This is a genomic window from Stenotrophomonas sp. CCNWLW57 (assembly GCF_037203925.1).
Classification (GTDB): domain Bacteria; phylum Pseudomonadota; class Gammaproteobacteria; order Xanthomonadales; family Xanthomonadaceae; genus Stenotrophomonas; species Stenotrophomonas rhizophila_A.
In genome coordinates this window covers 793,282-817,902 of the sequence record NZ_JBBCBJ010000001.1, presented here as the reverse complement: position 1 = coordinate 817,902, position 24,621 = coordinate 793,282, and the positions used below count along the sequence as shown (strand labels likewise).

Here is a 24,621-nt window from a genome sequence, read left to right as displayed (position 1 = left end):
GCGGCCAAGGTGGTGCGTGGCCGCACTGTACCGTCGGCTCCGCAGGCGCTTCCGAAAGGTGCCGGGCCTCAACGAAGGGTTCGTCATCAAGGATTGAGGTCGATGGTGAATCAGCCCGCTCCGCCCCGGTCGACCTGCCGGTACCCGATGGCCTCGGCCAGATGGGCGGTGGTGATTTTGTCGCAACTGGCCAGGTCCGCCACCGTGCGCGCCACGCGCAGGATGCGGTGCATCGAGCGGGCCGAGAGCTGCAGCTGTTCCACGGCGGCTTCCAGCAGGTGCTGGTCGTTGTCCTCCAGGCGGCAGTGCGCATCCAGCTCGGAAGGCAGGAGTTGTGCGTTGGCCTTGCCGCTGCGCTCGAGCTGGACGTTGCGCGCCGTGACCACGCGGCTGCGTACCGTGGCGCTGTCTTCGCCGCACGGTGCGTCGCTGCGCAGCTCACCCGGCTCCAGCCGTGGCACCACCACATGCAGGTCGATGCGGTCCAGCAGCGGGCCGGAAATGCGCCCGCGATAGCGCTGGATGGCATCGCCGCTGCAGCGGCAGCGACCGCTGCGGTCGCCGGCCCAGCCGCACGGGCAGGGGTTCATCGCCGCCACCAACTGGAAGCGTGAGGGGAAGGCGTGGGTGCGTGCGGCGCGGGCCACCATGACCGTTCCCGATTCCAGCGGTTCGCGTAGTACTTCAAGGGTGTGCCGGCTCCATTCGGGAAGCTCGTCCAGAAACAGCACGCCGTTGTGCGCCAGCGAGATCTCACCGGGCCGCGGATACGAGCCGCCGCCGACCAGCGACACGGCGCTGGCGGTGTGGTGGGGCGCGCGGTACGGGCGGTGACGCCAGCGGGCGGTGTCGATGCCAGCCCCACTGCACGAGGCGATGGTGGCCGTTTCCAGCGCTTCGGCTTCGCTGGCATCGGGCAGGATGCCGGGCAGGCGCGAAGCAAGCAGGGTCTTTCCGCAGCCTGGTGTGCCGAGCAACAACAGGTGGTGCCCCCCAGCAGCGGCCACTTCCAGTGCGCGGCGCGCCTGCTGCTGGCCACGCACGTCGCGCAGGTCGGGCACCGCCAGCGGCACCACCGGCGCCGCCACGGCACGGGGCAGCGAGCGGCTTTCCAGCGAGGCGCACACCTCCAACAAGGTCCGGGCTACGCGGACATCCGCATGCTGGGCGAGCGCGGCCTCGGCGCCGTTGGCGCTGGCGACAATCAGCGTCCGGCCCAGCTCCGCTGCCGCGATGGCCGCGGGCAGTGCACCGTCCACGCCACGCAGCTCCCCGGTCAGGGCGAGCTCGCCCAGGAATTCATAGTTGGCCAGCAGCTGTCGGTCGATCTGGTCGCTGGCCGCAAGAATGCCCAGCGCGATGGCGAGGTCGAAGCGACCGCCTTCCTTGGGCAGGTCAGCCGGGGCCAGGTTGATCAGGATGCGCCGCTGCGGGTATTCGAACTGGGCACAGACCAGCGCGGCGCGCACCCGGTCGCGCGACTCGCGCACCGCCGCTTCGGGCAGGCCGACGATCTGGGTATGCGGCAAACCGCCGGAGAGGAGGACTTCGATCCGGACCGCGGGCGCGTGGACGCCGGCGCGGGCACGGCTGTGCACCAGCGCCAGGCTCATCGGGTTTCCTTCTTACGGCGCCGGGCGCTCGGCCGGCGGTTGGGCGGCGGCTTCCAGCGCGGCCACGGTCTTCTCCAGCGCTTCCAGCTTCTCGCGGGTGCGCAGCAGCACGGCGCGCTGGACGTCGAATTCTTCGCGGGTCACCAGGTCCAGCCTGCCCAGGCCGGCCTGGAGCGCGCTCTTGAAGGTGGCCTGCAGTTCTTCGCGCGACTGGCGCAGCCCCGGTGGGACCATGTCGCTCAGGCGGCGCGCCAGATCATCGAGTTGGTTGAGGTCAATCATGGGGTCTCCGCGTGTGGGGAAATTCTCGGCGTGGCAGGCCGTAACCACCATCAGGCGGGCCAGGCTTCACGGGTAAGGATAATCCGCAGCGCAGGGACCGGTGCGAAGCGGGTGCATCGCGTTCACCGGGGGACAGGCGTTATCCTCTGCCGCGAAGACAGGAGCCAACAGATGAAGATGGTCATGGCGGTGCTCAAGCCGTTCAAACTGGATGACGTGCGCGAAGCGCTGGCCGAACGGGGTGTCACCGGGATCACGGTGACCGAGGTCAAGGGTTTCGGGCGGCAGAAGGGGCACACCGAGCTGTACCGGGGCGCCGAGTACGTGGTGGATTTCCTGCCGAAGGTGAAGATCGAGGTGGCAGTCACCGACGGCCAGGTCGACGAGGTGGTGGAAGCCATCGTCAAGGCCGCCGGCACCGGCAAGATCGGCGACGGCAAGGTGTTCGTCTACGACCTGGGCAGCGTGGTGCGGATCCGCACCGGCGAACTGGACGCCGACGCGCTTTAACCCTTGAACCACCGATAGAAACGCTTCCAGGCCACCCGCACGCTGGCCACCCAGCGCGGGTCGGCCACCTGGGCCGCTTCGGCGGCGCTGGGGCGGGTGCCGGTCAGGCGCTGGCGCATCTTCAGCAGGTTCTTGCGGTCGCTGCGGCGCAGCTGGCGCGATACCGGGTGCACCGGCAGCCAGCGCGGGCTGCGCCAGGCCGAGGTGAAATCCACCAGCACCGGCACGTTGCCGTTCACCATCACGTTGGTGCCGTGCAGGTCGTTATGGGTGATGCCGGCCGCGTGCAGGCGCTCGAGCGCGAACTGCAGCTGCTCGAACACTTCGATGCCCACCGACTGGGCCGCGCTCAGGGTCTGCCCGGGAATGAACTCCATGCCCAGTGCGAGGCCACCGATGGTGCCGAGCAGGGCAGGGGCGTGTTTCCAGCCGGCCAGGCGCTGCAGGATGCGCGCTTCGCGACGGACCAGCAGGCGCGCAATGGGCGACAGCGGGGTGCCGCGGTAGCGGGTGTAGTCCTTGACCACGGCCGGCTGCCCGTTCAGGCAGGTGCGGTAGACATCGGGTTCAAGCAGGCGTTCGCCGCGCTTGAGCAGCTCGGCGGGGGCGGTGTCGTCGACACACGAAGCAACGATTGTATTCATGACGTTCTGGGGCGACCCGGCGGTCGGCGCAAAGCGTCAGGCGTACCGGTGCTGCTGAATGGGGGAGGGTGATGATTTCGTTAATTTTAGTACTCGCGAGTACACCAAACCACCCTTTGTCGGAAAAATGTCATAACCGGGGGTGGAACAGTTTGTCGCGTTCACGCGGCGCGCAGCGCGTGGCTTCATGGATAAACATTCAAAATCAATGACTTGTATCTGCGTGCCCGCTGCCTGAGCCGATGCCTCGTTCCCACGGCCGCCCCGAGGCGCTTCGACAGGTGGGCATGAACGTCCCGTCCGACCGGCTTGACCGGGACAGGAAGGGTGCGGACCATAGCGGTGTTGAACACGGCCTGCGCGGCAGCACCGCACCTGACGGCACGTCTCCGTCGCGCCCGGCTCTCCCCCTCTTTTGGCCCGTATGGGCGTCCGGCAGCGGCCGGTGGATGCTTGATGATCAAGATTATTGTGGTGGCCCTGTTCGTGGCATGCGTGCTGTACGTGCACTACCGCGGCAAGGTACGCGCGCGCTGGTCGCGCCAGCTGCTCGACCATTCCAGCTTCATGGCCCCGATCAACGTGGTCATGTACTTTTTCTCGAAGGTGCCGACCACGCCGTTCCTGGATCCGGGCCAGTCGTTCCCGCAGCTGCAGCCGCTGCGCGACAACTGGCAGATGATCCGCGACGAGGCGCTGGCGCTGCGCGATGCGGAAAAGATCGCCGCGTCGAGCAGTTACAACGATGCGGGGTTCAATTCGTTCTTCCGCCGCGGCTGGAAGCGCTTCTACCTGAAGTGGTACGGCCCGTCGCACCCCTCGGCGAAGCAGCTGTGCCCGAAGACCACGGCGTTGCTGGAGTCGATCCCGGACGTGCGCGCGGCGATGTTCGCCCAACTGCCGCCGGGCAGCGAGCTGCGCCCGCACCGCGACCCGTTCGCCGGTTCGCTGCGCCTGCACCTGGGCCTGGCCACGCCGAACGATGACCGCTGCTACATCGAGGTGGACGGCATCCGCAAAAGCTGGCGCGATGGCGAGTGGATGATGTTCGATGAAACCTACATTCACCACGCGCACAACGAGACCGATGCGGACCGGGTGATCCTGTTCTGCGACATCGCCCGCCCGCTGCGATTCGGCCTGCCGGGCCTGTTCAACCGCGCGGTGGCATCGACGCTGCTGGCCGGCGGCGCCTCGCCGAACTTCCCCGGCGACCCTACCGGCGGAGTGAACAAGGCATTCGGTGGCCTGTACAAGGTGCGTCTGAAGGCCAAGGCCCTGCGCGCCAAGAGCGCGTTCGCCTACCACGCGATCAAGTGGGGGTTGGTGCTGCTGGTGATTGCGGGAATCTGGGCCCTTTGAGGCCCGTATCGACCAACGGTCGATACCTGCCGGAATGAAAAACCCGCGCTGGCGACAGCGCGGGTTTTTTTCTTTTCCTGCGGTTCGATCAGCCCTTCAGTGCAGCCTGCACGAACGGCGGGGTGACCAGCACGCCGGTGTGCAGCGCGGCGGTGTAGTACAGGGTGTCGAAGCTCTTCGAGGCCGAATCGGACTGGCGGAAGTCGAAGCTGCTCTGGCCCTTGCGCGCCAGGGTCACGCTCCACCAGCCGGTGGGGTAGCACGGCTGCGGGAACGGCAGGGTCTTGAACGACTGGAAGCCGGCCTTGCCCATCTCGGTGCGCATTTCGTTGATCAGGTCCAGCTGCATCAGCGGCGATTCGGACTGCTGCACCAGGATGCCGTCTTCCTTCAGCGCCTTGAAGCAGCTCTCGTAGAAGGCCTTGTTGAACAGGCCCTCACCCGGGCCGACCGGATCGGTGGAATCGACGATCACCACGTCCACGCTGCCGGCCGGGCAGTTGGCCATGTAGGCCACGCCGTCGTCGAACATCAGTTCGGCGCGCGGGTCATCGTTGGAGTCGCACAGTTCCGGGAAGTGCTTCTCGGCCATGCGGGTGACCTGCTCGTCGATGTCGCACTGGGTCACGCTCTCCACGCCCGGGTGCTTGAGCACCTCGCGCAGGGTGCCGCAGTCGCCGCCGCCGATGATCACCACGCGCTTGGGGGCGGCATGGGTGAACAGCACCGGGTGGCTGATCATCTCGTGATAGAAGAAGTTGTCCTTGCTGGTCAACATGATGGCGCCATCGATGGTCATCAGGTTGCCCCAGTCGGTGGTGGCGAAGATTTCGATCTTCTGGAACGGCGACTGCACTTCATCCAGCTTGCCCTTCAGGCGGTAGCCGATGGCCGAGCCGGTGCGCTCGAAATGCTCGATGTACCAGTTGTTGTTGTCAGTCATGGGATAACGGTCCTGTTCGGAGGGGGATGGAGCCGGGCAGGCCCGTTCAGGTTTCAACCTGGGCACGGGCGCGGGCGCGCATGATAACGGAGCTGTCGCCATATAGGCGTTATCATGCACCCCCTTTTTTACCAACCAGGCCGACTGCAATGACCGATTGGTCCCTCGACCAAGCCCGCAAGACCTACTCGATTCCGCATTGGGCGGATGGCTACTTCGACGTGGATCAGGCAGGACACATGGTGGTGAGACCGACTGGCCAGGACGGCCCGGTGGTGTCCCTGCCCAAGGTGGTGGACGCCGCGCGCGCAGCCGGGGCCAAGCTGCCGCTGCTGGTGCGCTTCCCGGACATCCTGGGCCAGCGCCTGGGCAAGCTGCAGGCCGCCTTCGGGCAGGCCCAGGCCGACTGGGACTACGCCGGCGGCTATACGGCGGTGTACCCGATCAAGGTCAACCAGCACCGTGGCGTGGCCGGCACCCTGGCCAGCCACCACGGTGAAGGCTTTGGCCTGGAAGCAGGCAGCAAGCCGGAGCTGATGGCGGTGCTGGCGCTGTCGCGTCCGGGCGGGCTGATCGTCTGCAACGGCTACAAGGACCGCGAGTACATCCGCCTGGCCCTGATCGGCCGCAAGCTGGGCCTGCAGACCTTCATCGTCATCGAAAAGCCCTCCGAGCTGAAGCTGGTGCTGGAGGAAGCCAAGGCCCTGGACGTGAAGCCGGGCCTGGGCGTACGCATGCGCCTGGCCTCGCTGGGCGCGGGCAAGTGGCAGAACAGCGGCGGCGACAAGGCCAAGTTCGGCCTGTCCCCGCGCCAGCTGCTGGACCTGTGGAAGTCGCTGCGCGACACCGAGTACGCCGACTGCCTGAGCCTGCTGCACTTCCACATGGGGTCGCAGATTTCCAACGTGCGCGACATCGCCAACGGCATGCGCGAAGCCACCCGCTACTTCGTGGAGCTGTCGCGCCTGGGCGCGAAGATCACCCACGTGGACGTGGGCGGCGGGCTGGGCGTGGATTACGAAGGCACCCGTTCGCGCAGCTTCTGCTCGATCAATTACGGGCTGGATTCGTATGCCGGCAACATCGTGCAGCCGCTGGCCAATGCCTGCGAAGAGCACGGCCTGACCCCGCCGCGGATCGTCACCGAGTGCGGCCGCGCGATGACCGCGCACCACGCGGTGCTGATCGCCAACGTGTCCGAAGTCGAAGAAGCGCAGGAAGGCCGCGTGCCCGACCAGCACGACGACGAGCCGGCCGCGATCCGCCACCTGCGTGAAATCCATGACGACCTGGACCAGCGCCCGGCGGTGGAGCTGTTCCAGGAAGCGCAGCACTTCCATGCCGAAGGCCTGTCCAGCTATGCGCTGGGCCAGATCGACCTGCCGCAGCGGGCGCGCATCGATGACCTGTTCTACGCCATCGCCCATGCCGTGCGTGCACGCCTGAGCTATGACGAGAAGAGCCACCGCCCGGCACTGGATGAGTTGAACGAGCGGCTGGTGGACAAGTACTTCGTCAACTTCAGCGTGTTCGAGTCGATTCCCGATGCGTGGGCGATCGACCAGGTGTTCCCGATCGTACCGATCGAGCGCCTGGACGAGCAGCCGCAGCGCCGCGGCATCATCGCCGACATGACCTGCGATTCGGACGGCATGGTCAAGACCTATGTCGAGAACGAGAGCCTGGATACCTCGCTGCCGCTGCATGCGGTACGGCCGGGCGAAAGCTACCGTATCGGCTTCTTCATGGTCGGTGCCTACCAGGAAATCCTGGGCGACATCCACAACCTGTTCGGCGATACCGACGCGGTCGAAGTGCGGGCCGACGCCGATGGTTACGCGATCACCCAGCAGCGGCGCGGCGACACCACCGATGTGATGCTGGACTACGTGGGCTACAGCCTGGCCGACCTGCGCGCCAGCTATGCCGAGCGGGTGGCGGCGGCCAGACTGTCGCCGGAACGCGCGCAGGAGCTGTCCGAGGCGCTGGAGGCGGGCCTGACCGGCTACACCTACCTGTCCGACGAGCCGCTGCTCTGATCGGCGCGCGCCGCTTCAAGGCGCATGGCGCGGCTGTTCGATGAGCAGCCGCGCCTTTTTCCATCTGTTCCTGCACGCGGCCGTGCCGGCCCTGCTGGCGTGGATGTTCTGGCGCAAGCGGTTCCTGTCGGCCTGGGCGCTGCTGCTGCTGGGCTGGATCATCGACCTGGACCATCTGCTGGCAGACCCGATCTATGCGCCGAACCGCTGCAGCATCGGTTTCCATCCGTTGCATACCGCCCCGGCCATCGCGGTGTATGCGGGACTGTGTGTACCGAAGAAGACGCGGCTGTTTGGAATCGGGTTGATCATCCACATCGTGCTGGATGCAATCGATTGTTGGTGGATGCACTCAGCCCGGTAGCGCTCAACCCGATAACGCTCAGCCCGGTAGTGCCGACTGTTAGTCGGCCGCCGCGCGAAGCGCGGGATCCGGGCGTTGGTTGTCTGTCGCCAAAGGCAGCCGACTAACAGTCGGCGCTACCCGTCGGGCCGCCAACCCGCTTGCAACGTCAACATCGCCCGTCGGGCCGCCAACCCGCTGGCAACGTCAACATCACCCGTCGGGTCGTCAACCCGCTGGCAACGTCAACATCACCCGTCGGGCCGCCAACCCGCTCGCAACATCAACATCGACCGTCGGGTCGTCAACCCGCTGGCAACGTCAACATCGCCTGCAACCCCGGCGCGCCATTGCGCAGCACCAGGCTGCCGCCGTAACTCTCGGCAATGTCCGCCACGATCGCCAGGCCCAGGCCGCTGCCGGGCGCGCGCTGGTCCAGTCGTACGCCACGGCCGAGCACGCGCTCCAGATCGGCGTCCGGCAGGCCACTGCCATCGTCGCTGACCTCGATGCGCAGGCGGTTTCCAGCGTGGGCCACCGTAACCTCCACCCGCTTCGCGGCCCACTTGCCTGCGTTGTCGAGCAGGTTGCCCAGCATCTCTTCCAGGTCCTCGCGTGCACCGGCGAACACGCCGACCGCTTCCGCGTCGCAGGCGAACACCACTTCGCGCTCGGCATGCACACGCTGCATCAGCGAACACAGCGCCGAGATGACCGGTGCCACCGGGGTGCGCTGCTGGTGATCGGCGGCGACACCCACGGCAAGATAGCGGTCGATGCTGGCCTGCATGCGTGCGGTTTCGCCGCGCAGGGTGCGCCGCCAGTCGCGACCATCGCCGGCCGCCTCGGTGGTGAGCACGGTGAGCGGTGTCTTCAGCGCATGCGCCAGGTCCTCGGCGCTGCGCCGCGCACGCAGCACCATGCGGCCGTGGTGGTCCAGCAGCGCGTTGAGCTCGCCGGCCAACGGCGCGACTTCCTTCACCAGCCCCTGCTGCGGAAACCGCACGTTCTCGCCATTACGCACCTGCTCGGCGATGCGCCCCAGTTCCGCGAGAGGACGCAGCCCGTAATGCACCTGGGTGACCAGCACCGCGAACCACAGCGCGATCAGCACGATCAGCGCCAGCGCGGTGCGTTGGCGGAACGCCGTCACCTGCGCGTCGAGCTGGCTGCGGTCGGTGGCCACCACCACCTGCAACGGGGTGCCTGCGCGGGGCAGGGTGACCTGCTGGGCCAGCGCACGCAGCGGCTGCTGCAGCGGGCCGGTGATGTCGAACGCCTGGGCCGGCCCGGTGCGCAGTGTGGCCGGCACCGCGAGGGTCTCATCCCACAGCGAGCGCGACTGGCCCAGCGGGCGGCCCTGCGCGTCCTGCAGCTGCCAGTAGGCGCCGGAGAACACGCGGCGGTAGTGTTCGTCGCCCAGCTCGCCGCGCACCTGCATGCCTCCCTGGGCATCGGTTTCCACCAGCGCAAGCACCGCGATCAGGTCCTTGCCCAGCTGCTGGTCCATCGCGGTACGCGCTGAATGCTCGTACATGGCGCCCAGCCACCATGTGGCCAATGCCGAAACCAGCACCATGCCCAGGCCACCGGCCAGCAGCAGGCGGCTGCGCAGCGAGCGGGTGTTCATGGCTGCGCCGACAGCCGGAAGCCCTGGCCGCGATGGGTATGGATGAGGGTGCTGCCGAGTTTGCGGCGGATGCGCCCGATCAACACATCCAGCGTGTTGGAATCCGGGTCGAACCCCGCCTCGTACACGTGCTCACCCAGGCGCGAGCGGCTGATCACTACGTCCGGGTGGTGCATGAAGTAGCTCAGGATGCGATGTTCCTGCGGGCTCAACGGCAGCAGCACGCCGTCCAGTTCGAAGCGGCCGGCGTTGACGTCCAGGCGCAGCGGTCCGCATTGCAGGCGCGGGCTGGCGTGGCCGGCGCTGCGGCGGATCAACGCGCGCAGCCGCAGCAGCAGTTCTTCGGGCTGGAACGGTTTGGTCAGGAAGTCATCGGCACCGGCATCGAAGCCGGCCAGCTTGTCGTGCCAGCGCGTGCGCGCGGTCAACACCAGCACCGGGAAATCACGGCCGGCCTCGCGCCAGCGCTCGATCACGCTCAGGCCGTCCAGGCCGGGCAGGCCAAGGTCGACGATCGCCGCGGCGATGTCCTCCACCTGGCCCTGGTACTCCGCATCGATGCCCTCGCTGCTGTGGACCACCACGTAGCCGGCATCCTCGAGCAGCAGTTGCAGCTGGCTGGCGAGCAGGGCATCGTCCTCGGCAAGCAGGAGTCGCATCAGTCCTCTTCCATCTTGATCAGGCGGCCGCTGGTCGCATCATAGTCCAGCTCCATCACCACGCCATTGGCACCGAGGATCTCGATCTCGTACTTGCCGTCATCCAGCTCCACCTCCAGCAGCTGGCCGGGATATCGGCGCAGCGCGTCCTGGACCACGGACTTCAGGGGCACGTAGCGACCCTGCTCGACCGCCTGGCGCACCGCCTGCTGCTGGCGCACACCGCCATCGAGGACCCGCATGGGGTCCTGCGCGGTGGCGGTCAACAGCAGGGGAAGCAGCAACGACAGGGCGGTCATGGAAAGCCGGTCAGGAAAAGGGCTGCCTACGGTATACGCGGGGTGCTTAAACGTTTCCTGACAGGCGGGCTCATGCTTCGCTTAAGCGCGCTTGCCAGACTGGCGGCGCCGGGATGGTCCGGTGCCTCTTTCAGGAACTCCCCCATGAACAAGCTGATCCTTGCCGCCGCCCTGGCGACCGCCTTCACCACCGCCCCGGCCTTCGCTGCCGATCTGTCCGCTGCCGACGTGCAGGCCAAGCTGCGCACTGCCGGTTACACCCAGGTGCACGAACTGGAGCGCGACGACGGCGTGTGGGAAGCCGATGTCACCCGTGCCGACGGCAGTGTCGACGATGTGATCATCGACCCGGCCACGGGCGAGATCTTCGACCCGCGCGATGGCCGTGCGCTGCTCGATGCCGGGAAGATCCTCACCCTGGCCGGCAAGGCCGGGCTGACCCACATCGAATCGGTGGAGCGTGACGGCGCCACCTGGACGCTGGAAGCACGCAACGCCCGCAACCAGCGCGTGGACGTGCGCATGAGCGGTCACGATGGCCGGGTGCTGAGCAGCCGCCGCGACGGCTGGTTCGACTGAGCCTCGCCTGCAGGACGCAATATGCAGCCGGTTACCAGCCCACCGGACCGGGACCGGCGGCGTCCCAGTAGCCGCGGCCGTACCCGTAACCGCCCCCATACGGTCCATAGAAGCCAGGGCCCTTGCCCTCGCTGATCTGGATGTTGAGGTTCATGTTGCGGGTCTTGCCGTCGTCGTTGGTGTAATTCTTGTTGAGGTTCAACTCGGCCGCATTGTAGTGCGTGTTGCCAAAGCCCTTGGCGTAGCCGATGCCGGTGGTGATGCTGCCGTTGACCCGCAGCTTGTCGTCGGCGATCTCCGCGATGCCGTTGCCCGCGCCATCGCGCGGGAGCGCGCGGCGGCCGCTCTTGTCGCCATAGAAGGTGCCGGGCGGGTCACCGCGCAGGGTGGGATCGTTGAGGTACTGCATTGGCTTCTGCGGCACCGACAGGTCCAGATCGGTCGCCGACTGCGGGCCGGTGGCACCGGCAGCGGACTGCGCCAGCGCGACACCAGGGGCCAACAGGCACAGCAGCAGGGAAAGCGGGCGGATCATGGGAAGCTCCGGGGCAGGCAAGGCGGCCGACAGCGCTGACGCTAGCAGCCGTTGCTTGAATGATGCCTGTCGTGGCCCCGCATGCAAGGGGAACCATCGTGGGAACGGTGGGTCGCCACATTCAACCCAGCCGTTCAAACCCGAACAGGCCCGCCAGCGGGTGCTTTCGGCGCTCGATCCGGGCCCGCAGCAGGCCCGCGCCGATCATCGAGTAGGTGATGCCGTTGCCGCCGTAGGCCATCGCGAACAGCACCCGGGGCCCCCATTGCGGGTGCGGGCCGAAGAACGGAAGCCCGTCTTCGGTTTCGGCAAAGGTGCCGCCCCAGGAGAACGCCGGCTGCAGCGGCAGGTGCGGGAACAGCCTGGCCACCTGTTTGAGCAGGGTGCCGGTCTTGCCGGCCACCCGGCTGTCGCGCCGCGCCGGGATATCCACTGCGTCGTCCTCACCGCCGACCAGCAGCCGATGGTCGCCGGTGCTGCGCATGTACAGGTAGGGCCGCGCGGACTCCCACACCATGGTGTCCACCAATGGCCCCAGTGCCGCCGCATCGATCGGGTCGGTGATGAAGGCGTAGCTGCTGCGGTTGCGGGCCACTTTCTGCTTCAGCCAGCGCTGGCCGGCATAGCCGGTGGCCAGCACCACGTGGCGCGCACGGATGCGCAGGCCCTCGGGTGTGGTAGCGGTCACCCCGCGCGCGGTGGGCTGCAGCGTGTGCAATACGGTGCGGTCGTGCACCGCGCAGCCGGCCTTGGCCAGCCGCATGAGCAGCCGGTAGGTGAGCTGGTAGGGGTCCACGCGCGCCGCCAGCGCGCTGAGGATCGCCCCCGGCGCGGCGATGCCATATTCGGCACGGACGGCGTCGGCATCCAGCCAGCGCACGTCGAAACCATGTTTGTGGCGCAGCGCGTACTCGTCCTGCAGGGGCGAACGGTGGCGGCGCTTGCTGGCGTAGTACAGGCTCTGCATGGGCTGGCAATCCACGCCGCGGAAACCGGCGGCCACCTCGCGCAGCGCCGGGATCGCCTCGGCGCAGGCGCGGTAGGCCAGCACCGCATCGCGCTCTCCGTACTGCCTGGCCAGGTCGACCAGGTGCGTATCGATTTCGTACTGCAGCAGTGCGGTACTGGCGGAGGTACTGCCCCAGCCGATGTCGCGCTGCTCGACCAGCACCACGTCATGGCCGTGCGCGCACAGCTCGTTGGCGATCAGCGCGCCGCTGATGCCGCCGCCCACCACCAGCACGTCGCAGCTCCGGTCCTCGCGCAGCGGTGGGAAGGCGTGCATCAGCCCGTTGCTGACCGCCCAGAAGGGATACCCGCTTTTGAGGTCCATTGGGGATCAGGCAGTCGGGTGGCCGGTCTGCGGGGTGTGGATCAGCGGGGTCAGGTCGAAGTCCTGCTGGCGCGCCTGCGCCAGGTAGTGCTCCTGGGTGGTGGCATCCAGGTGCGGCTCGCGCGCCAGCAGCCACAGGTACTTGCGGTCCGGGCTGCCGACCAGCGCCACGCTGTAGTCCGGGGCGACCTGGATGATCCAGTAGTCGCCCTTGGTGAACGGAAGCCAGCGCAGCCCCTTGGGCAGGAAGGTGACCTGCAGCCGGGCGGGATCCTTGTCTACCGGGCAGGCCTCGCCGTGGGCTTCTTCGATCTCACCATCCACGCGGCATTTGTTGACCACGGCGACGTGGCCATCGTCGATGAGGGTGTAGTTGGCCGTTACATCGGTACAGTCGACCGGCTCGTGGCTCATGGGCAGGCGGGCGATTTCGTACCAGGTGCCCAGGTAGCGCGGCAGCTTGAGGTCGGCAACGGTCTTCAGGTCGGGGTGGGTGGTCATGGGGGCATCGTCGAAGAGGTGGTGGCCAACATGCCCGGGCCGCCGCCATGGCGGAGTGAAGCCGAGACGCGCGCTGGAACGGTACGTTGTGGCGGCGTCATGCCGGGCGCGCCGACGCGGCGCTATGCTGGCCCGGACCCGTTCAATGGAGGTGCGGATGTACCAGGTGATCCTGCTCAAGAGCGACAGCGGCTTCGCCCGCGCACAGTGGGAAACGGTGGACGATGTGGTGGACCACGAGGGCGTGACGTACTCGCTGCGGGCCGGCCCGCGCCAACCGCTGCCGACCGATCATGCGTGGGACGAGATCGCGGTGTATGCGCCGGAGGAGATCAGCGAGGAGGAATTCCAGGACTGGTACGCGGCCCTGCAGCCGCAGGTCGAGGAGCTGCGCCTGAAGTACTGAGTTGCATACCCGGTGTGAACGAGGCCCGGTTTATAGTCCCCGGCATGTCCGCGTGAACCCTGGGTGCTGGTTTTGTCCTTCCGTCATCGTTTCCCCCTGCTGCGGCCGCTGGCCGGTCTGTTGTTGTTCACCTGGCTGTTCATGGCCCCCGGGGCCTGGGCGCAGGCGCCTGACGATCCGGCAGCCGAGGCCAAGACCCAGCTCAACCAGGCCGACAAAGAGCTCAAGGCGATCCGTACCGCATTGCCGGACGCGGAGACCCGCGAGACGCTCACGCCGTTGTTCGAACGGGCCATGGCCGTGCAGCGCGATGCCGACGATGCGCAGGCCGCCCTGCAGCCGGAGCTGGACCAGCTCGATACCCGCCTGACCCAGTTGGGCACGGTGCCGGAAGGCACCGTGGAAGCGCGCGAAGTGGCCCAGCAGCGCAGGTCGCTGACCCAGCAGCGTGCCGATATCGCCGCTGCCGTTGCGCGGGCCAAGCTGCTCGCGGTGGATGCCAAGCAGCTGGGCGCGGATATCGAGAAAATGCGCGTCACCCAGCTCAGCGAGGACCTGGCCCGCAAGGTCAACTCACCGCTGTCGCCCTCGCTTTGGCGCAAATTCGCCCGTGACGTGCCGGCCGACCTGCAGGAGCTGGGGCAGATTTACCGGCAGGCCGAAACCACGGCCCGCAAGGCGATCGCGCAGCATGGCTGGACCGCGCCGCTGACCGGCCTGGCAGTGGCGCTGCTGCTGTTCTTCCCGCTGCGCCTGTGGCTGCGTGCGGCTGGGCGCCGCTATGCGCAGTCCGAACGGGCCCCGGACGGGCGCCTGCGCCGCTCCGGCCTGGCGGTGTGGCTGCTGGTGGTGGGCACGATGCTGCCGGGCCTGGCCTGCGTGGTGTTCTTCGGCGCGCTGGATGCCATCGGAGCGATTCCACCGCGGCTGGAAAAAGTAGTGTTCAGCATCCAGGTGGCCACCTATATCGCGGCTTTCATCACCGCGCTGAGTGCGGCGCTGCTGGTGCCCAAGCGCCCGTCGTGGCGCCTGCTCAACCTGGATGACGCCGCCGCGTGGCGCCTGCGCAAGTACGCGTGGGGCGCCGCCGCGCTGACCTGGATCAGCATCGTGCTGATGGCGCTCAACCGCGCCGCGCGCACCAGTGCAATCACCACGGTGGCGGTGGACGGGCTGATCGCCATCACCTACATGGCGCTCATCATCGCCATCCTGGTCTCGCTGGCGCGCCTGCACCGGCGCCAGACCGACGAGGCGGAGGCAAAACTCGAAGCACAGGCGCAATCGGACGGCAAGGCCAAGGGCCCGCCGCGTCGCAGCGGCTGGATCGTGGTCGCACGGCTGGCCGGGCACATCGTGGTGGCTGCTGCGGTGATCGCCACGCTGCTGGGCTACCTCAATCTTGCACTGTTCGTGGCCCAACAGCTGGTCTGGGGCGCGGTGGTGCTGCTGGCGGCGTCGCTGCTGATGAAGTTCGCCGACGATCTGGCCACGTGGCTGCTGTGTCCGACCAGCAGCGTCGGCCGCACCGTGCTGCTGACCACCGGGCTGAGCGAATCGCGGGTGGTGCAGGCCGGTGTGCTGCTCTCGGCCGGGCTGCGCATCTGCGTGATCCTGCTTGCGGTAATGGCACTGACCGCGCCACTGGGCAATCTCAGCGCGTTGTATGGCGGCCTGGACACCTTGTCCAAGGGCATCAGCCTGGGCGACAACCTGGTGCTCAAGCCCAGCAGCGTGCTGTATGCGGTGCTGGCCTTCCTGCTGGTGTGGGCGGTGATGCAGGCGTTCCAGCGCTGGCTCACCGACACCTACCTGCCCAAGACCGAGCTGGATGCGGGCGCGCGCAATTCGATCAGCACCGTGACCCGCTACCTGGGCATCATCGCAGCGGTGCTGTGGAGCCTGACCGCGCTCGGCATCGGCTTCGAAAAACTGGCGCTGGTGGTGAGCGCGCTGTCGGTGGGTATTGGTTTCGGCCTGCAGGCGATCACCCAGAACTTCGTCTCCGGGCTGATCCTGCTGGCCGAGCGACCGGTGAAGATCGGTGACTGGGTAAAGCTCGGCGACCAGGAAGGCGACATCAGGCGCATCAACGTGCGTTCCACCGAGATCCAGGTGGGCGACAAATCCACGCTGATCGTGCCCAACTCCGAACTGATCACCAAGACCATCCGCAACATGACGATGGGCAACGCGCAGGGGCGCATCCAGATCCAGTTCACCGTGCCGCTCAGTACCGATGTGGCGATGGTGCGGCAGACCCTGCTGGATGCATACACCGACCATGTGGGCGTGCTGGCCGACCCGGCGCCGTCGGTGTTCATCGATTCCATCGCCAACGGCCAGGTGGCGATCAACAGCTTCGCCTATACCTCCGGCCCGCGCGCGGTGTATGGCGTACGCAGCGACCTGTACTTCACGATGCTGCAGAAGTTTGCCGCCGCCGGTATCGCGCTGTCGTCGCCGACCGACATCCACCTGGTGCGCGATCCGGCCCCGCCCCAGGCACCGTGATGCCACGCCGCAGCCCCCCTCATGGGCGGGCCGCGGGCACGCCCAGGGGGCCCTGATCGGGCAGCAGGACCACGGGCGGCTGCAGCGGTGACGGCTCGTCCCCGTTGTCTTCGTCGGACGCTTTGGGTCCCTGTTTGATCGGTTTGAGCGCCTTGCCGGGTGAGACATGCGGGGTACGCGGGCTGCCGCCGACCTTGATCAGCATGCCGGCGGCACCGCCGCCTTCGCCCAGCCGCTCCTGCAGCGCCGGGCCATACAGGGTGAGCGTGGCCGGGTCGACCAGGTGCAGGGTGCGGCTGCCGCTGGCCACCGGCGGCGGGGACACCATGGCGCCAGGAATGCCGTCCACCGTGCGTACCTTGATCTCGTACAGCGGCGATGCCAGCGAGCTGCCTTCCTTGGCAATGGCCATGCCCTCGCGCATGGCCCAGCGCACGCCCGCGGCGCGCGCCGGGGGGCGGTTGGGGTCCAGGAACGACCACAGGAAGCGCAGGTTGCCGCGCGCAGTGCGTTGCACGACGCTGACGCCTACCCGCACCAGTGCCACGCTGCCTGCGGCAGGATTGAGCGCATCCAGCGTGCCCCGGCCCAGCACCCGCGACAGCTCGGCGAAGCGCGGCATCGTCATCTTCAGGCCGGGCCGCATCAGCACCTTGGCCACGCCGCCGATCACCGGCCCGACCACGATGATCCATTCGAGGTACAACCCGAAGGCGGCCATCGCGAATTCGTTGCGGTTCTTCGAGGAGATGCGGCGCACGTTTTCGACGAACGGCACGACGAAGTCCACTGTCTTCAGCCACAGCGGCGCGTCTTCCAGGTGGTCCTCGAAACTGGTGGGTGCCCAGCCTTCGCGAAGGAAGGCAGCAGCGTCCAGCCAGAAAAACCCCTCCTGCACCGGGTGGACCAGGGCATGGAACGGCGAGCGCGGCGCGCTGCCGCCGCCCAGCGGCGGCGCCAGCAGCGGCTCGACGATCACGTCCGAGGAGCGCCCCGCTTCCGGTGCCCTGTCCGAGGCGTAGGCCTCCCAGTCCACCGGCAACGAGGTGCCACGACGCACCTGCACCGTGGCGACGTTGCCGCTGCGCAGCCGCACCTTGCGGTTCTGCAGCGCACCGCCGAGCGGCAGCGCGCCCTCCAGCTGCAGGGGAAGTATCCGGCTCTGCAGCGGGAACAGCTGGAAGTGGCGCGGCTGCCCCGCCAGCGTCAGCGTGTACACCACGCCGAAACGGCCCCGGTAGGGATCGGTGTCGTTGCGGGTTTCCTGCCCGGCCTCCAGCTCCGGTTCGTGGGTGCGCAGGGTGAACACCTGCACATCTCCGCGCAGGAGGGCCGCGCGTTCTTCCTCGGGGCGCTGGTACAACGCCTCCTCGATAAGCACCCCGTAGCCGCGTCGGGCCTTGCGGAAGTAAGCATCGAAGCGCTTCTGGTAACGCGCGTTGATATCAGCCAGCCGGGCCAGGCCCGGCTTCATACGCGCGTAAGCGGTCTGCAGCGCCGCTTCGTAGCGGGGGTTGCCCTGGGCCTGGTTGAGCGGGGAGTCGGGAACGAAGGTGCGGCACGGCCGCCACGCCGCGGCCCCGCCGCGCAGTACACCGGCCGCGACGATTTCATGGAACGGAAAGCTGCGTCCGAAATGGTTGTCGTCATTGCACAGGCGGAACTCCGTGGAGTTCCACGGCTCGTCGGCGAGCACCCCAGGGAAGCGTGGGAATACCCGGCGGATTTCGGCTTCCACCAGCGGCATGCGATATGGCAGCGGCGCCAGTACATCGCCTATGGCCTGTTCGATGTCGCTCACCCGCTGGTCGAACGCACGCAGCGCGGCCTCGATGCGTGCGCTCGGCGACAGCGGCGAGGAAAGCGCGGCGTGCTGTTCCAGTTGCCGGTACACATACCAGTCCAGCGTGGGCAGGCGGCGTGCGTCGAGGGTCAGCTGCCTGACCACGTCGGGTATCGCGCCGTCCCCGGCAAGCTCGGCCGAGAGGGTGATCAGCTCACTGAACCGCATCTGCTGCGAGAGGCCGCGACGCAGGCGCTCGGCCAGGTGCACGCCACTGACGAAGTTGATCGAAGCGATGGTGTTTCCATACACCAGGTTGGCGGGCACGTCGTCGGCCAGCAGCTCCGGCGCGTGGTCCTGCAGGGCCAGCGTGCCTGCCATGTCCAGAAGCGAGGCGGGAATGCGGCCCATGCTCCGCAGGTAGTCGTGGAAATCGAGCCGTATCTGGGCAAAGGTGCGCCCCCAGTTGGGGTACTTGTGCAGGCGGTAGCCCAGCAGCACGCGCGCATCGCGATCCGACGGCGGCCCCAGGTCGAGCACGATCGCCACGCGTGTCAGGCTGGCCAGCAGCGTCGGCGAGGTCGGTGCCCCATGGCTACCCGTGTACCAGCCCAGGTCCCGCAGCAACGCCGCCTGCAGGGCGAGCGCACGCGGGGTGCGGGCCATGGCGGCCAGGTAGTGGCTGGCGCGGTGCAACTGGTCCACGGTCATCTCGCCCTGCTGCAGCAGGGGCCGGGCCAGGTACTCCAGCAGGGTCTGTTCGCCAGGCGCGCGCTGGGCGAGGAATCGGGTGGTGGTTTGCCTTACCTGGTCCAGGTCGGCTGCGTCCAACGCGTCCGCCGCGTGCAGCAGGTCGGCGCGCATGCCCAGCCTCAGTTCGCCGAGCAGGCGTTCCACGCATCGCGCAGGGCCATCAAGGTGGCCGGCCTCGCGTGGCCCACAGCCACCATGGACGGCAAGTATGTCGGAGACGTTGGCCCGGCCATCGGAACGGACCACGCCGCCCAGCTGGCTGGCCACCTCGCGCAGTGCGCCCCACGGTGCGACGGGCAGCGCGTCCAGTGCCTGGGTCTGGTTGAACAGGTGCAGCGTACCTGCCGCGTCCTGCACCCGCAGGGATCCGTCCGCATCCACCGACATCCACCGTGGAGCGAGACGCTCGCGTTGGAGCAGTTCGAGCGTCGCCGGGTCCGCGATGAGGCGCGCGAACGCCGGCAGGGCCGCCTGCAGCGTGGTCGCCGTGGCGGTGCCCAGCGCAGGGCGATGGACGACCGTGGCCGCATCGGCGCGCCGCGCAAGCAAGCGGCCCAGGTCCTGGAGTTCGTTGCTGGCCTGCCGCCACGGCGGCAGGGGGCCGGCGCGGCGCTGCCAGCTTGCGTGGACACGGGCGATGGCCTCCAGCAGCTGCGCCTGGGTGCACGCTACCGGGGCTGGGCACGGCAGCTGGGCAGGCGCGGGAAGCGCGCCATGGAACTGCAGCGCGTTGATCAGGGGCACGGCTGTGCCGGGAGAGAAGCGTCCCAGGCGATCCGTGATCCGGTACAAAGCGTCGAGCTGGTCCAGCAGCAGCCCGGGTAGCGGGTCGGTCAGGCCGTCGGCGATCACCACGCTGCGCCCGGAGCCACGCACGCGGGCGGTGATGCCGTCGGCGCCAACGCGCAGGGAATGGAACGTCGCATTGGCCTGTCGCATCGCCAGCCACACCCCGGGTTGCTCGAACACCTGCTGCAGCCGCTGCTGCCCGGCCTGCCATGCGGCATGCAGTGGCGACCCGTCGGCGGGTACCAGGCCCTGGTGCGCGAGCGCGTCGTCCCATGTCGCCGGTGCGCTGTCGAAGCGCTCCCACAACCGATCCAGCAGGCGCTGGTGATCCTGCTGTGGCGGGGAGTCGCTGCGGTCGTCCCACTCGACCTCCAGCCGCGCGCTTGCGGGGATGCCTGGAAGCGCGGGTGCGAGCTGCCGGTCGAGCGCGGCCAGGCACTCGTCGAACTGCGCATCGTCCATCGGCACCGCAGGCAGCGGCGCGGCGTAGTAGGCCAGCATTTCCGGCACCCGAAGCCGACCGTCCGAGCGCACCGGCGCGTGCAGCAGCGTGGCGATGCCGCGCAGCATCGTGTCGAGCGGGGCCAGCACTGCCGGTGGCTGCCCGGCCTCGAACAACGTCGCCATGCGCGCTCCTCCAAGGGCACGGGCGCGCACCGGGCCGTGCGCGGGATACTCCAGCTGGGTGGGATCCACATGGTGATGCCAGCACAACGCGATCACCTCCGGGCGCTGCGACAGCTGCAGCAGCACGCTGCGTGCCAGCGCGGCGTTGTGGCCCAGGTGTGAGCGGGGATCCGGTCGCCAGCTGGACCATGTGGGTTCCATGCCGCGGATCGGGATCGCCTTCAGCGCGTGGACCTGCTGCTTCAACCGCAACAGCGTGCTGGTTTCGTTGGTCGCGCGGATGTGTCCGTCCGGCTGCTGCTGCAGGCGGTGCTCAAGGCGCTGGATGAGCGGGTCGAGCAGGGCGGGCGCGTACTCGGCTTCGTGCATGTCCTGGTCGAGATAGAAGCCCAGTGCACAGGCCAGCCGCGCGCTGACGGCGTTGTCGAAGCAGCCGCCCGCCTCGCGCACGGTGCGCTGCAGGTCGTTCAACATCGTTTCGGTGGGCGAGGACCAGAGGATGCGCTCTGGCGCATCCGGCTGCCCATGCAGCACGACCCGCATGCCGGAGGTGGCACGCGTTCCGCTCAGGCTGCCATTGGCGACCACGAGCGAAGAGGGGGGCGTGCGTTCGTCGTACAGGGTCTGCAGGAAATCGTCCTGCCGGTAAAGCCACATCAACTGCTGGCGGACCGCGCGCACGGCCAACGCAAACGGCGAACCTTCGACGGGTGCGAACGCGTGCTCCGGGAGGCTCGCGGTCCCGGCCGCCGAGGCGGTATCGCGCAGCGTCCACAACGCCTGCAGCAGCATTGCCTGGTCCTGCAGGCCTGCATCGTCGCGTGGCCCGATGTCGGAGCCGCTTGACGCGGCGCGGGTGTGCACAACCGCGCGTGGCGTCCTGCCCGCCGTCGCTACGGCGGCCGACGGATTCCGCGACCAGGCCACCAGGCCGCCCCCCAGTGCCGCCGCCGCCAGCGTACCGAAGACGGCCGCCGTGCGTCGCTGCGGGTGCGCAGCGGCGATGGCAGGAAGCACCGCCGCCGCAGCGACCGCAACCGGCAGGGTCGGTGCCAGCAGGCGGGTGGTTTCCGCCCCCGACGCCGCAGCGGGCAAGCGCTGCATCGCCCGTGCCAGTGGCGCCAGCGCCGTGGCGTCAGCCACGGGCGTACAGAGACGACGTGCGCCGGTACCAAGCAGGTCGAGCCGTTCCAGCACGGCCGGAAGCGTGGCAATCCGTTGTCCGGTGCGCGTGCCGGGCCGGTCGCAGGGCCGCTGCTGGAACCACAGTGCCCACGCGGTAGCGAGCAGCGCCAGGCGCAGGGGCGAGGCGGGCAACTGCAGCTGGGCGTGCAGGGACGCGTGCGCGGCATCGGCCTGCTGCAGCAGTGCCTCCAGCCAGGCGGGAAACGCCGCGATCAACGCCTCCACCCATGCACCGCCGCGCAACGTCGGGAGCGGAAGCTGGCTGAGCCAGCACAGCCAGGGCAGCGCGGTTCCTTCCTGCAGCAGGCGGGGCAGCGCACTGGCCTGCTGGGTCCAGGTCAGCAGCTGGGCGCCCTGCGGCCCGAGTGCCAGGTTGGCGATGCCGTGCAGGGCGATGCCCGCGGCACGCCGGCACTGCAGGCGGCCCAGGCCGCTGACGATGGCAGCGACCACCTGCGTGCACTCCCGGTGCCACGCATCGGGCGCAGGCGAGGGTGCCGCTTGCCAACCGGCCATGGCCTGCAACAGCGCAGGCCGGCGCGCTGCTACGGGTGTGTCCCGTACGGCCTGGGCAAGGTGCGCAGCAAGCTCATCCGGTGTTGCGTCGACCAGCAGGGCCATCAGACGGGCTTCCAGCAGGGCGAGCTCCGACGGCAGCAGTGGGCATCGGCGCAGGAGCCGCGTCAACGTGTGCGGCAGCGGGGCATCCGGTCGGCAGCGATCCGTCGCAGGGTGCGATGTCGTGTTGTACAGCTGGACGGGAACGCAGCGGTGCTGCGTTGCGTACGGTGCGCCGGCGGCAGCGAAGGACGCGGTCGCCAGGCGACCTGCGGCCTGCAATGGCAGCAGAATGAGGGCCTCCCCGGATCGACATCGGCCGGCGCACGATTGTGCCGACCTGACTGGACCCGGGGTGTGCGTGGCATCGCAGAATCAGGCAGCCGCGAGGTCCGCGCTGCCGCGATCAGCCGCGGTTGCCGCGACGTGACGGGATCAGCGCGAAGTTGTCCACGGCCAGCTTCTCCGCGTGGTTCAACCACGCGCGGATCTCCAGATCATCCACTTCATGGTCCAGGCCGAACGGAACACTGATACGCCCTTCCGCATCGGGCTGCACCCACTGCTGGGCCACCACCACCTTGCGCTTGGACGACACCGCTTCGATCCAGAAGCCGCGATCAGGCGACTGTTTGGCGACGAACTGCAGCATGTACTGGCCGGCACGGGTGCGACGGCCCTTCTGCGTGATCATGTGTGCCTGGCGGATGCTCGGGCGCGGGCCGTTGAACGGGTCCAGCGGCGCATCGACGGCGAAGCCCTCGCGCAGCTGGTCGTCGCGGTAGAGCTTGATGCCCTTGTCGCGGTTGACCAGCATCGCGCACCAATCGCCATCGGCCGAACCGTCTTCGAAGGCGGTGCAGCGGTCCACATAGGCCAGCGTATTGTCCGGATCGGCCAGGTCGAACTGCTTGGAGGTGTTTTCCAGGTAGACCGATTTCAGGTCCCATTGCTTGTCGTATTCGAGCAGCACCGGCGGCTGCACATGCTGCAGGCCGATCACCACCTGGTTCTCTTCGTCGATACGCAGCTGGCGGGTCTTGTCACCCAGCCACAGCGAGCGCGAGAAGGCCAGGTAGCGCGGGAAGTCCCTGCCGTCATCGCGGAACACCGCCGCGCTGGCGCTGGCGGGGCGCTCGGGCTGCAGCAGCGAGCGGCCAAACCCGATTTCGCCGATCTCCGGCTCGATCAGGCTGAGCAGCGTGGCGCCCGAATCCAGCGTCGACCCGTGTTGCGCGTCCAGCTGGCGCGGGGCGATATCCTTGCCCAGGAACAGCAGCATGTTTTCGCGTTTCTGCTTGGCCAGGATGTGGCTCAGGTCATTGGGCATGGCCAGGTGGTCGGACGCGATCACGATCAAGGTGTCGTCGCCATACGGGCTGGCCTGGATGCGGTCGACCAGCTTGGAAATCAGCCCATCGGTGCACTTGAGCGCATTGAGCAGGCCTATATCGCCGTAGTCGCTCCTGTAGCGGGTTCGCTTGCACGCCACCGGCAGATGCCCGGCAGGGTGGTGGGTATCCATCGTCAGCGTGGTCAGCATGAACGGCTGGCCAGCCTTGGACAGCTGCATGAAGCGGTCATACGCCTTGTCCAGCAGCACATCGTCATGCACGCCCCAGGTGGAGAAATGCGACCGGGCGATCTTCTGCTGCTTGAACCAGGCCAGGTCATCCACCGCGTCGAAGCCGTGCGTGGCCAGGAACTGGCCCTTGCCGGCGAACAGGCCATTGGCACCGCCCATGTAGTGGTTGGTGTAGCCCTGCTGCTTGAGGTAATCACCCAGGCACACCGCCTCGGGCAGGAAGCTGCCCATGCGGTCCATGCTGTTCTCATCGCCCTGCGCGGTGGTCAGCGGTACGCCGCACATCGACGACACCAGCCCGGCGATGGTCCAGCCACCGCCTTCGGCCGACACCAGCCCGCGCACATCCAGCGCCTGCCCGGCAAGGCGGTTGAGGTTGGGCATCAGGCCGGGGAAGGTGGCTTCATCCAGATAGGTGCGTTCCAGGCTTTCGCCGTAGATCCACACGATGTTGCGTGGCTTGCGCAGCGGCTGCTGCGGCACGCGGTATTCGGGGGCCACCATGCTGTAGTCGACCGGGCGCATCTGCTGGTACAGGCGCTGGCCGTCGCGGTACAGCGGGCTCACGCCGATCGCCAGCACCCACACCGCGAGGAAACCGGCGAACACGCCCCGACCGTGCGCGGTGTGGTGCCAACGCTTGATGCGTGGAGTGAGAAGGGGCAGCAGTGACAGCAGCGCCAGCGCGATGAAGCCGGCGATGTAACCCTTGAAGTCGGAGACGCCGGCGCCTTCCATGTCCGCGCCGAGGTGGTACAGGGTGGCCGCATTCAGGCCATCGCCGGAGAGTTTGTTGATCAACCACCATGTACTGAGCGTCAACAGCAGCAGCGACATCAGGCTTGCCTTCCACCATGCCCAGCGACCTGAAGCGAGCAGCAACCAGGTGAGCAGCAACAGCGACAGCAGCAGGATCCAGAGCATGGGCATCATCGGCAGCGGAGACAGGTGGTGATGGACGCCATGACGGCGTATTCCCATCCGACCGGCTGTCCAACCACAACCGCATGACAGGCCGATGACTGGATCATGCCTGCACGAACCTGACTGAAATGTTTGTTGGAAACGCGCTGTTCGCGCTTACACCGCATTGCAGTGCAAAGGGTAAAACGCACGTGAAGACAGCACGCTTTCGCGTGCTGTCTTCAT

19 protein-coding genes are annotated in these 24,621 nt (G+C 67.9%); 7 read left to right on the top strand and 12 right to left on the bottom strand.

Annotation, left to right across the window (positions count from 1 at the left end):
* Positions 1-110: 110 nt before the first annotated feature.
* Entirely contained in the window at positions 111-1,613 is a 1,503-nt protein-coding gene (locus tag V9K91_RS03595; protein WP_336442697.1) for a YifB family Mg chelatase-like AAA ATPase, read from the bottom strand.
* Between the two features lie 12 nt (positions 1,614-1,625).
* Positions 1,626-1,895: an accessory factor UbiK family protein gene (locus tag V9K91_RS03590; RefSeq protein WP_336442696.1), complete on the bottom strand. Its 270-nt coding sequence runs from the start codon at positions 1,893-1,895 to the stop codon at positions 1,626-1,628.
* Positions 1,896-2,066: 171 nt separating this feature from the next.
* Here V9K91_RS03590 and V9K91_RS03585 point away from each other — a divergent pair, with 171 nt between their 5' ends.
* On the top strand, positions 2,067-2,405 hold the full coding sequence (locus tag V9K91_RS03585; protein WP_068854331.1) for a P-II family nitrogen regulator: 339 nt from the start codon (positions 2,067-2,069) through the stop codon (positions 2,403-2,405).
* On the opposite strand, the gene V9K91_RS03580 is transcribed toward V9K91_RS03585, so the two are convergent.
* Positions 2,402-3,049 (bottom strand): RIO1 family regulatory kinase/ATPase, encoded by a 648-nt coding sequence (locus V9K91_RS03580; protein ID WP_184125935.1) that lies wholly within the window; start codon positions 3,047-3,049, stop codon positions 2,402-2,404. The two genes, V9K91_RS03585 and V9K91_RS03580, sit on opposite strands and share 4 nt — an antisense overlap.
* A 456-nt stretch (positions 3,050-3,505) precedes the next feature.
* Between V9K91_RS03580 and V9K91_RS03575 the strand changes: the two genes are divergently transcribed.
* Positions 3,506-4,411, top strand: coding sequence for an aspartyl/asparaginyl beta-hydroxylase domain-containing protein (locus V9K91_RS03575; RefSeq protein ID WP_176472607.1), 906 nt, complete (start codon positions 3,506-3,508; stop codon positions 4,409-4,411).
* A gap of 88 nt (positions 4,412-4,499) precedes the next feature.
* Here the strand turns inward: V9K91_RS03575 and speE are convergent, their stop codons facing one another.
* Positions 4,500-5,354, bottom strand: a complete 855-nt coding sequence (gene speE / locus V9K91_RS03570; RefSeq protein ID WP_068854328.1) for a polyamine aminopropyltransferase — start codon at positions 5,352-5,354, stop codon at positions 4,500-4,502.
* A 149-nt stretch (positions 5,355-5,503) separates the two neighbouring features.
* On the opposite strand from speE, the gene speA reads away from it, so the two are divergent.
* Both speA and V9K91_RS03560 read left to right on the top strand, forming a co-directional pair.
* Positions 5,504-7,393 carry an arginine decarboxylase gene (gene speA, locus V9K91_RS03565; RefSeq protein WP_068854327.1) on the top strand — a complete coding sequence of 630 codons (1,890 nt, stop codon included), beginning with the start codon at positions 5,504-5,506 and terminating at the stop codon, positions 7,391-7,393.
* A 40-nt stretch (positions 7,394-7,433) separates the two neighbouring features.
* On the top strand, positions 7,434-7,757 hold the full coding sequence (locus V9K91_RS03560) for a DUF6122 family protein (RefSeq protein ID WP_068854326.1): 324 nt from the start codon (positions 7,434-7,436) through the stop codon (positions 7,755-7,757).
* Positions 7,758-8,040: 283 nt separating this feature from the next.
* Here V9K91_RS03560 and V9K91_RS03555 read toward each other — a convergent pair whose 3' ends face one another.
* The 3 genes from V9K91_RS03555 to V9K91_RS03545 are packed head-to-tail and all read right to left on the bottom strand — an operon-like array spanning position 8,041 to position 10,267.
* Entirely contained in the window at positions 8,041-9,366 is a 1,326-nt protein-coding gene (locus tag V9K91_RS03555) for a sensor histidine kinase (RefSeq protein ID WP_336442695.1), read from the bottom strand.
* Positions 9,363-10,025, bottom strand: coding sequence for a response regulator transcription factor (locus tag V9K91_RS03550; RefSeq protein ID WP_068854324.1), 663 nt, complete (start codon positions 10,023-10,025; stop codon positions 9,363-9,365). The genes V9K91_RS03555 and V9K91_RS03550 overlap by 4 nt, the downstream gene beginning before the upstream one ends.
* Positions 10,025-10,267: a PepSY domain-containing protein gene (locus V9K91_RS03545; protein WP_336442797.1), complete on the bottom strand. Its 243-nt coding sequence runs from the start codon at positions 10,265-10,267 to the stop codon at positions 10,025-10,027. The genes V9K91_RS03550 and V9K91_RS03545 overlap by 1 nt, the downstream gene beginning before the upstream one ends.
* Before the next feature lie 201 nt (positions 10,268-10,468).
* Here V9K91_RS03545 and V9K91_RS03540 point away from each other — a divergent pair, with 201 nt between their 5' ends.
* A complete protein-coding gene (locus V9K91_RS03540; protein WP_210131239.1) occupies positions 10,469-10,903 on the top strand; it encodes a PepSY domain-containing protein in 435 nt (144 codons plus the stop codon).
* A 31-nt stretch (positions 10,904-10,934) separates the two neighbouring features.
* Here the strand turns inward: V9K91_RS03540 and V9K91_RS03535 are convergent, their stop codons facing one another.
* From V9K91_RS03535 to V9K91_RS03525, 3 genes are all read right to left on the bottom strand, one after another.
* Positions 10,935-11,438 carry a hypothetical protein gene (locus tag V9K91_RS03535; RefSeq protein ID WP_068854323.1) on the bottom strand — a complete coding sequence of 168 codons (504 nt, stop codon included), beginning with the start codon at positions 11,436-11,438 and terminating at the stop codon, positions 10,935-10,937.
* 121 nt (positions 11,439-11,559) lie between these two features.
* Positions 11,560-12,771 carry an FAD-dependent oxidoreductase gene (locus V9K91_RS03530; protein ID WP_210131238.1) on the bottom strand — a complete coding sequence of 404 codons (1,212 nt, stop codon included), beginning with the start codon at positions 12,769-12,771 and terminating at the stop codon, positions 11,560-11,562.
* 6 nt (positions 12,772-12,777) lie between these two features.
* Positions 12,778-13,272: a lipocalin family protein gene (locus V9K91_RS03525; RefSeq protein ID WP_336442694.1), complete on the bottom strand. Its 495-nt coding sequence runs from the start codon at positions 13,270-13,272 to the stop codon at positions 12,778-12,780.
* 157 nt (positions 13,273-13,429) lie between these two features.
* Here V9K91_RS03525 and V9K91_RS03520 point away from each other — a divergent pair, with 157 nt between their 5' ends.
* Both V9K91_RS03520 and V9K91_RS03515 read left to right on the top strand, forming a co-directional pair.
* Positions 13,430-13,678 (top strand): hypothetical protein, encoded by a 249-nt coding sequence (locus V9K91_RS03520; protein WP_068854856.1) that lies wholly within the window; start codon positions 13,430-13,432, stop codon positions 13,676-13,678.
* Between the two features lie 141 nt (positions 13,679-13,819).
* Positions 13,820-16,192 (top strand): DUF3772 domain-containing protein, encoded by a 2,373-nt coding sequence (locus tag V9K91_RS03515; protein WP_083214292.1) that lies wholly within the window; start codon positions 13,820-13,822, stop codon positions 16,190-16,192.
* A 19-nt stretch (positions 16,193-16,211) separates the two neighbouring features.
* Here the strand turns inward: V9K91_RS03515 and V9K91_RS03510 are convergent, their stop codons facing one another.
* Positions 16,212-21,950 carry a hypothetical protein gene (locus V9K91_RS03510; protein WP_336442693.1) on the bottom strand — a complete coding sequence of 1,913 codons (5,739 nt, stop codon included), beginning with the start codon at positions 21,948-21,950 and terminating at the stop codon, positions 16,212-16,214.
* 343 nt (positions 21,951-22,293) lie between these two features.
* Positions 22,294-24,396: a phosphoglycerol transferase I gene (locus V9K91_RS03505; protein ID WP_336442692.1), complete on the bottom strand. Its 2,103-nt coding sequence runs from the start codon at positions 24,394-24,396 to the stop codon at positions 22,294-22,296.
* Positions 24,397-24,621 lie beyond the last annotated feature (225 nt).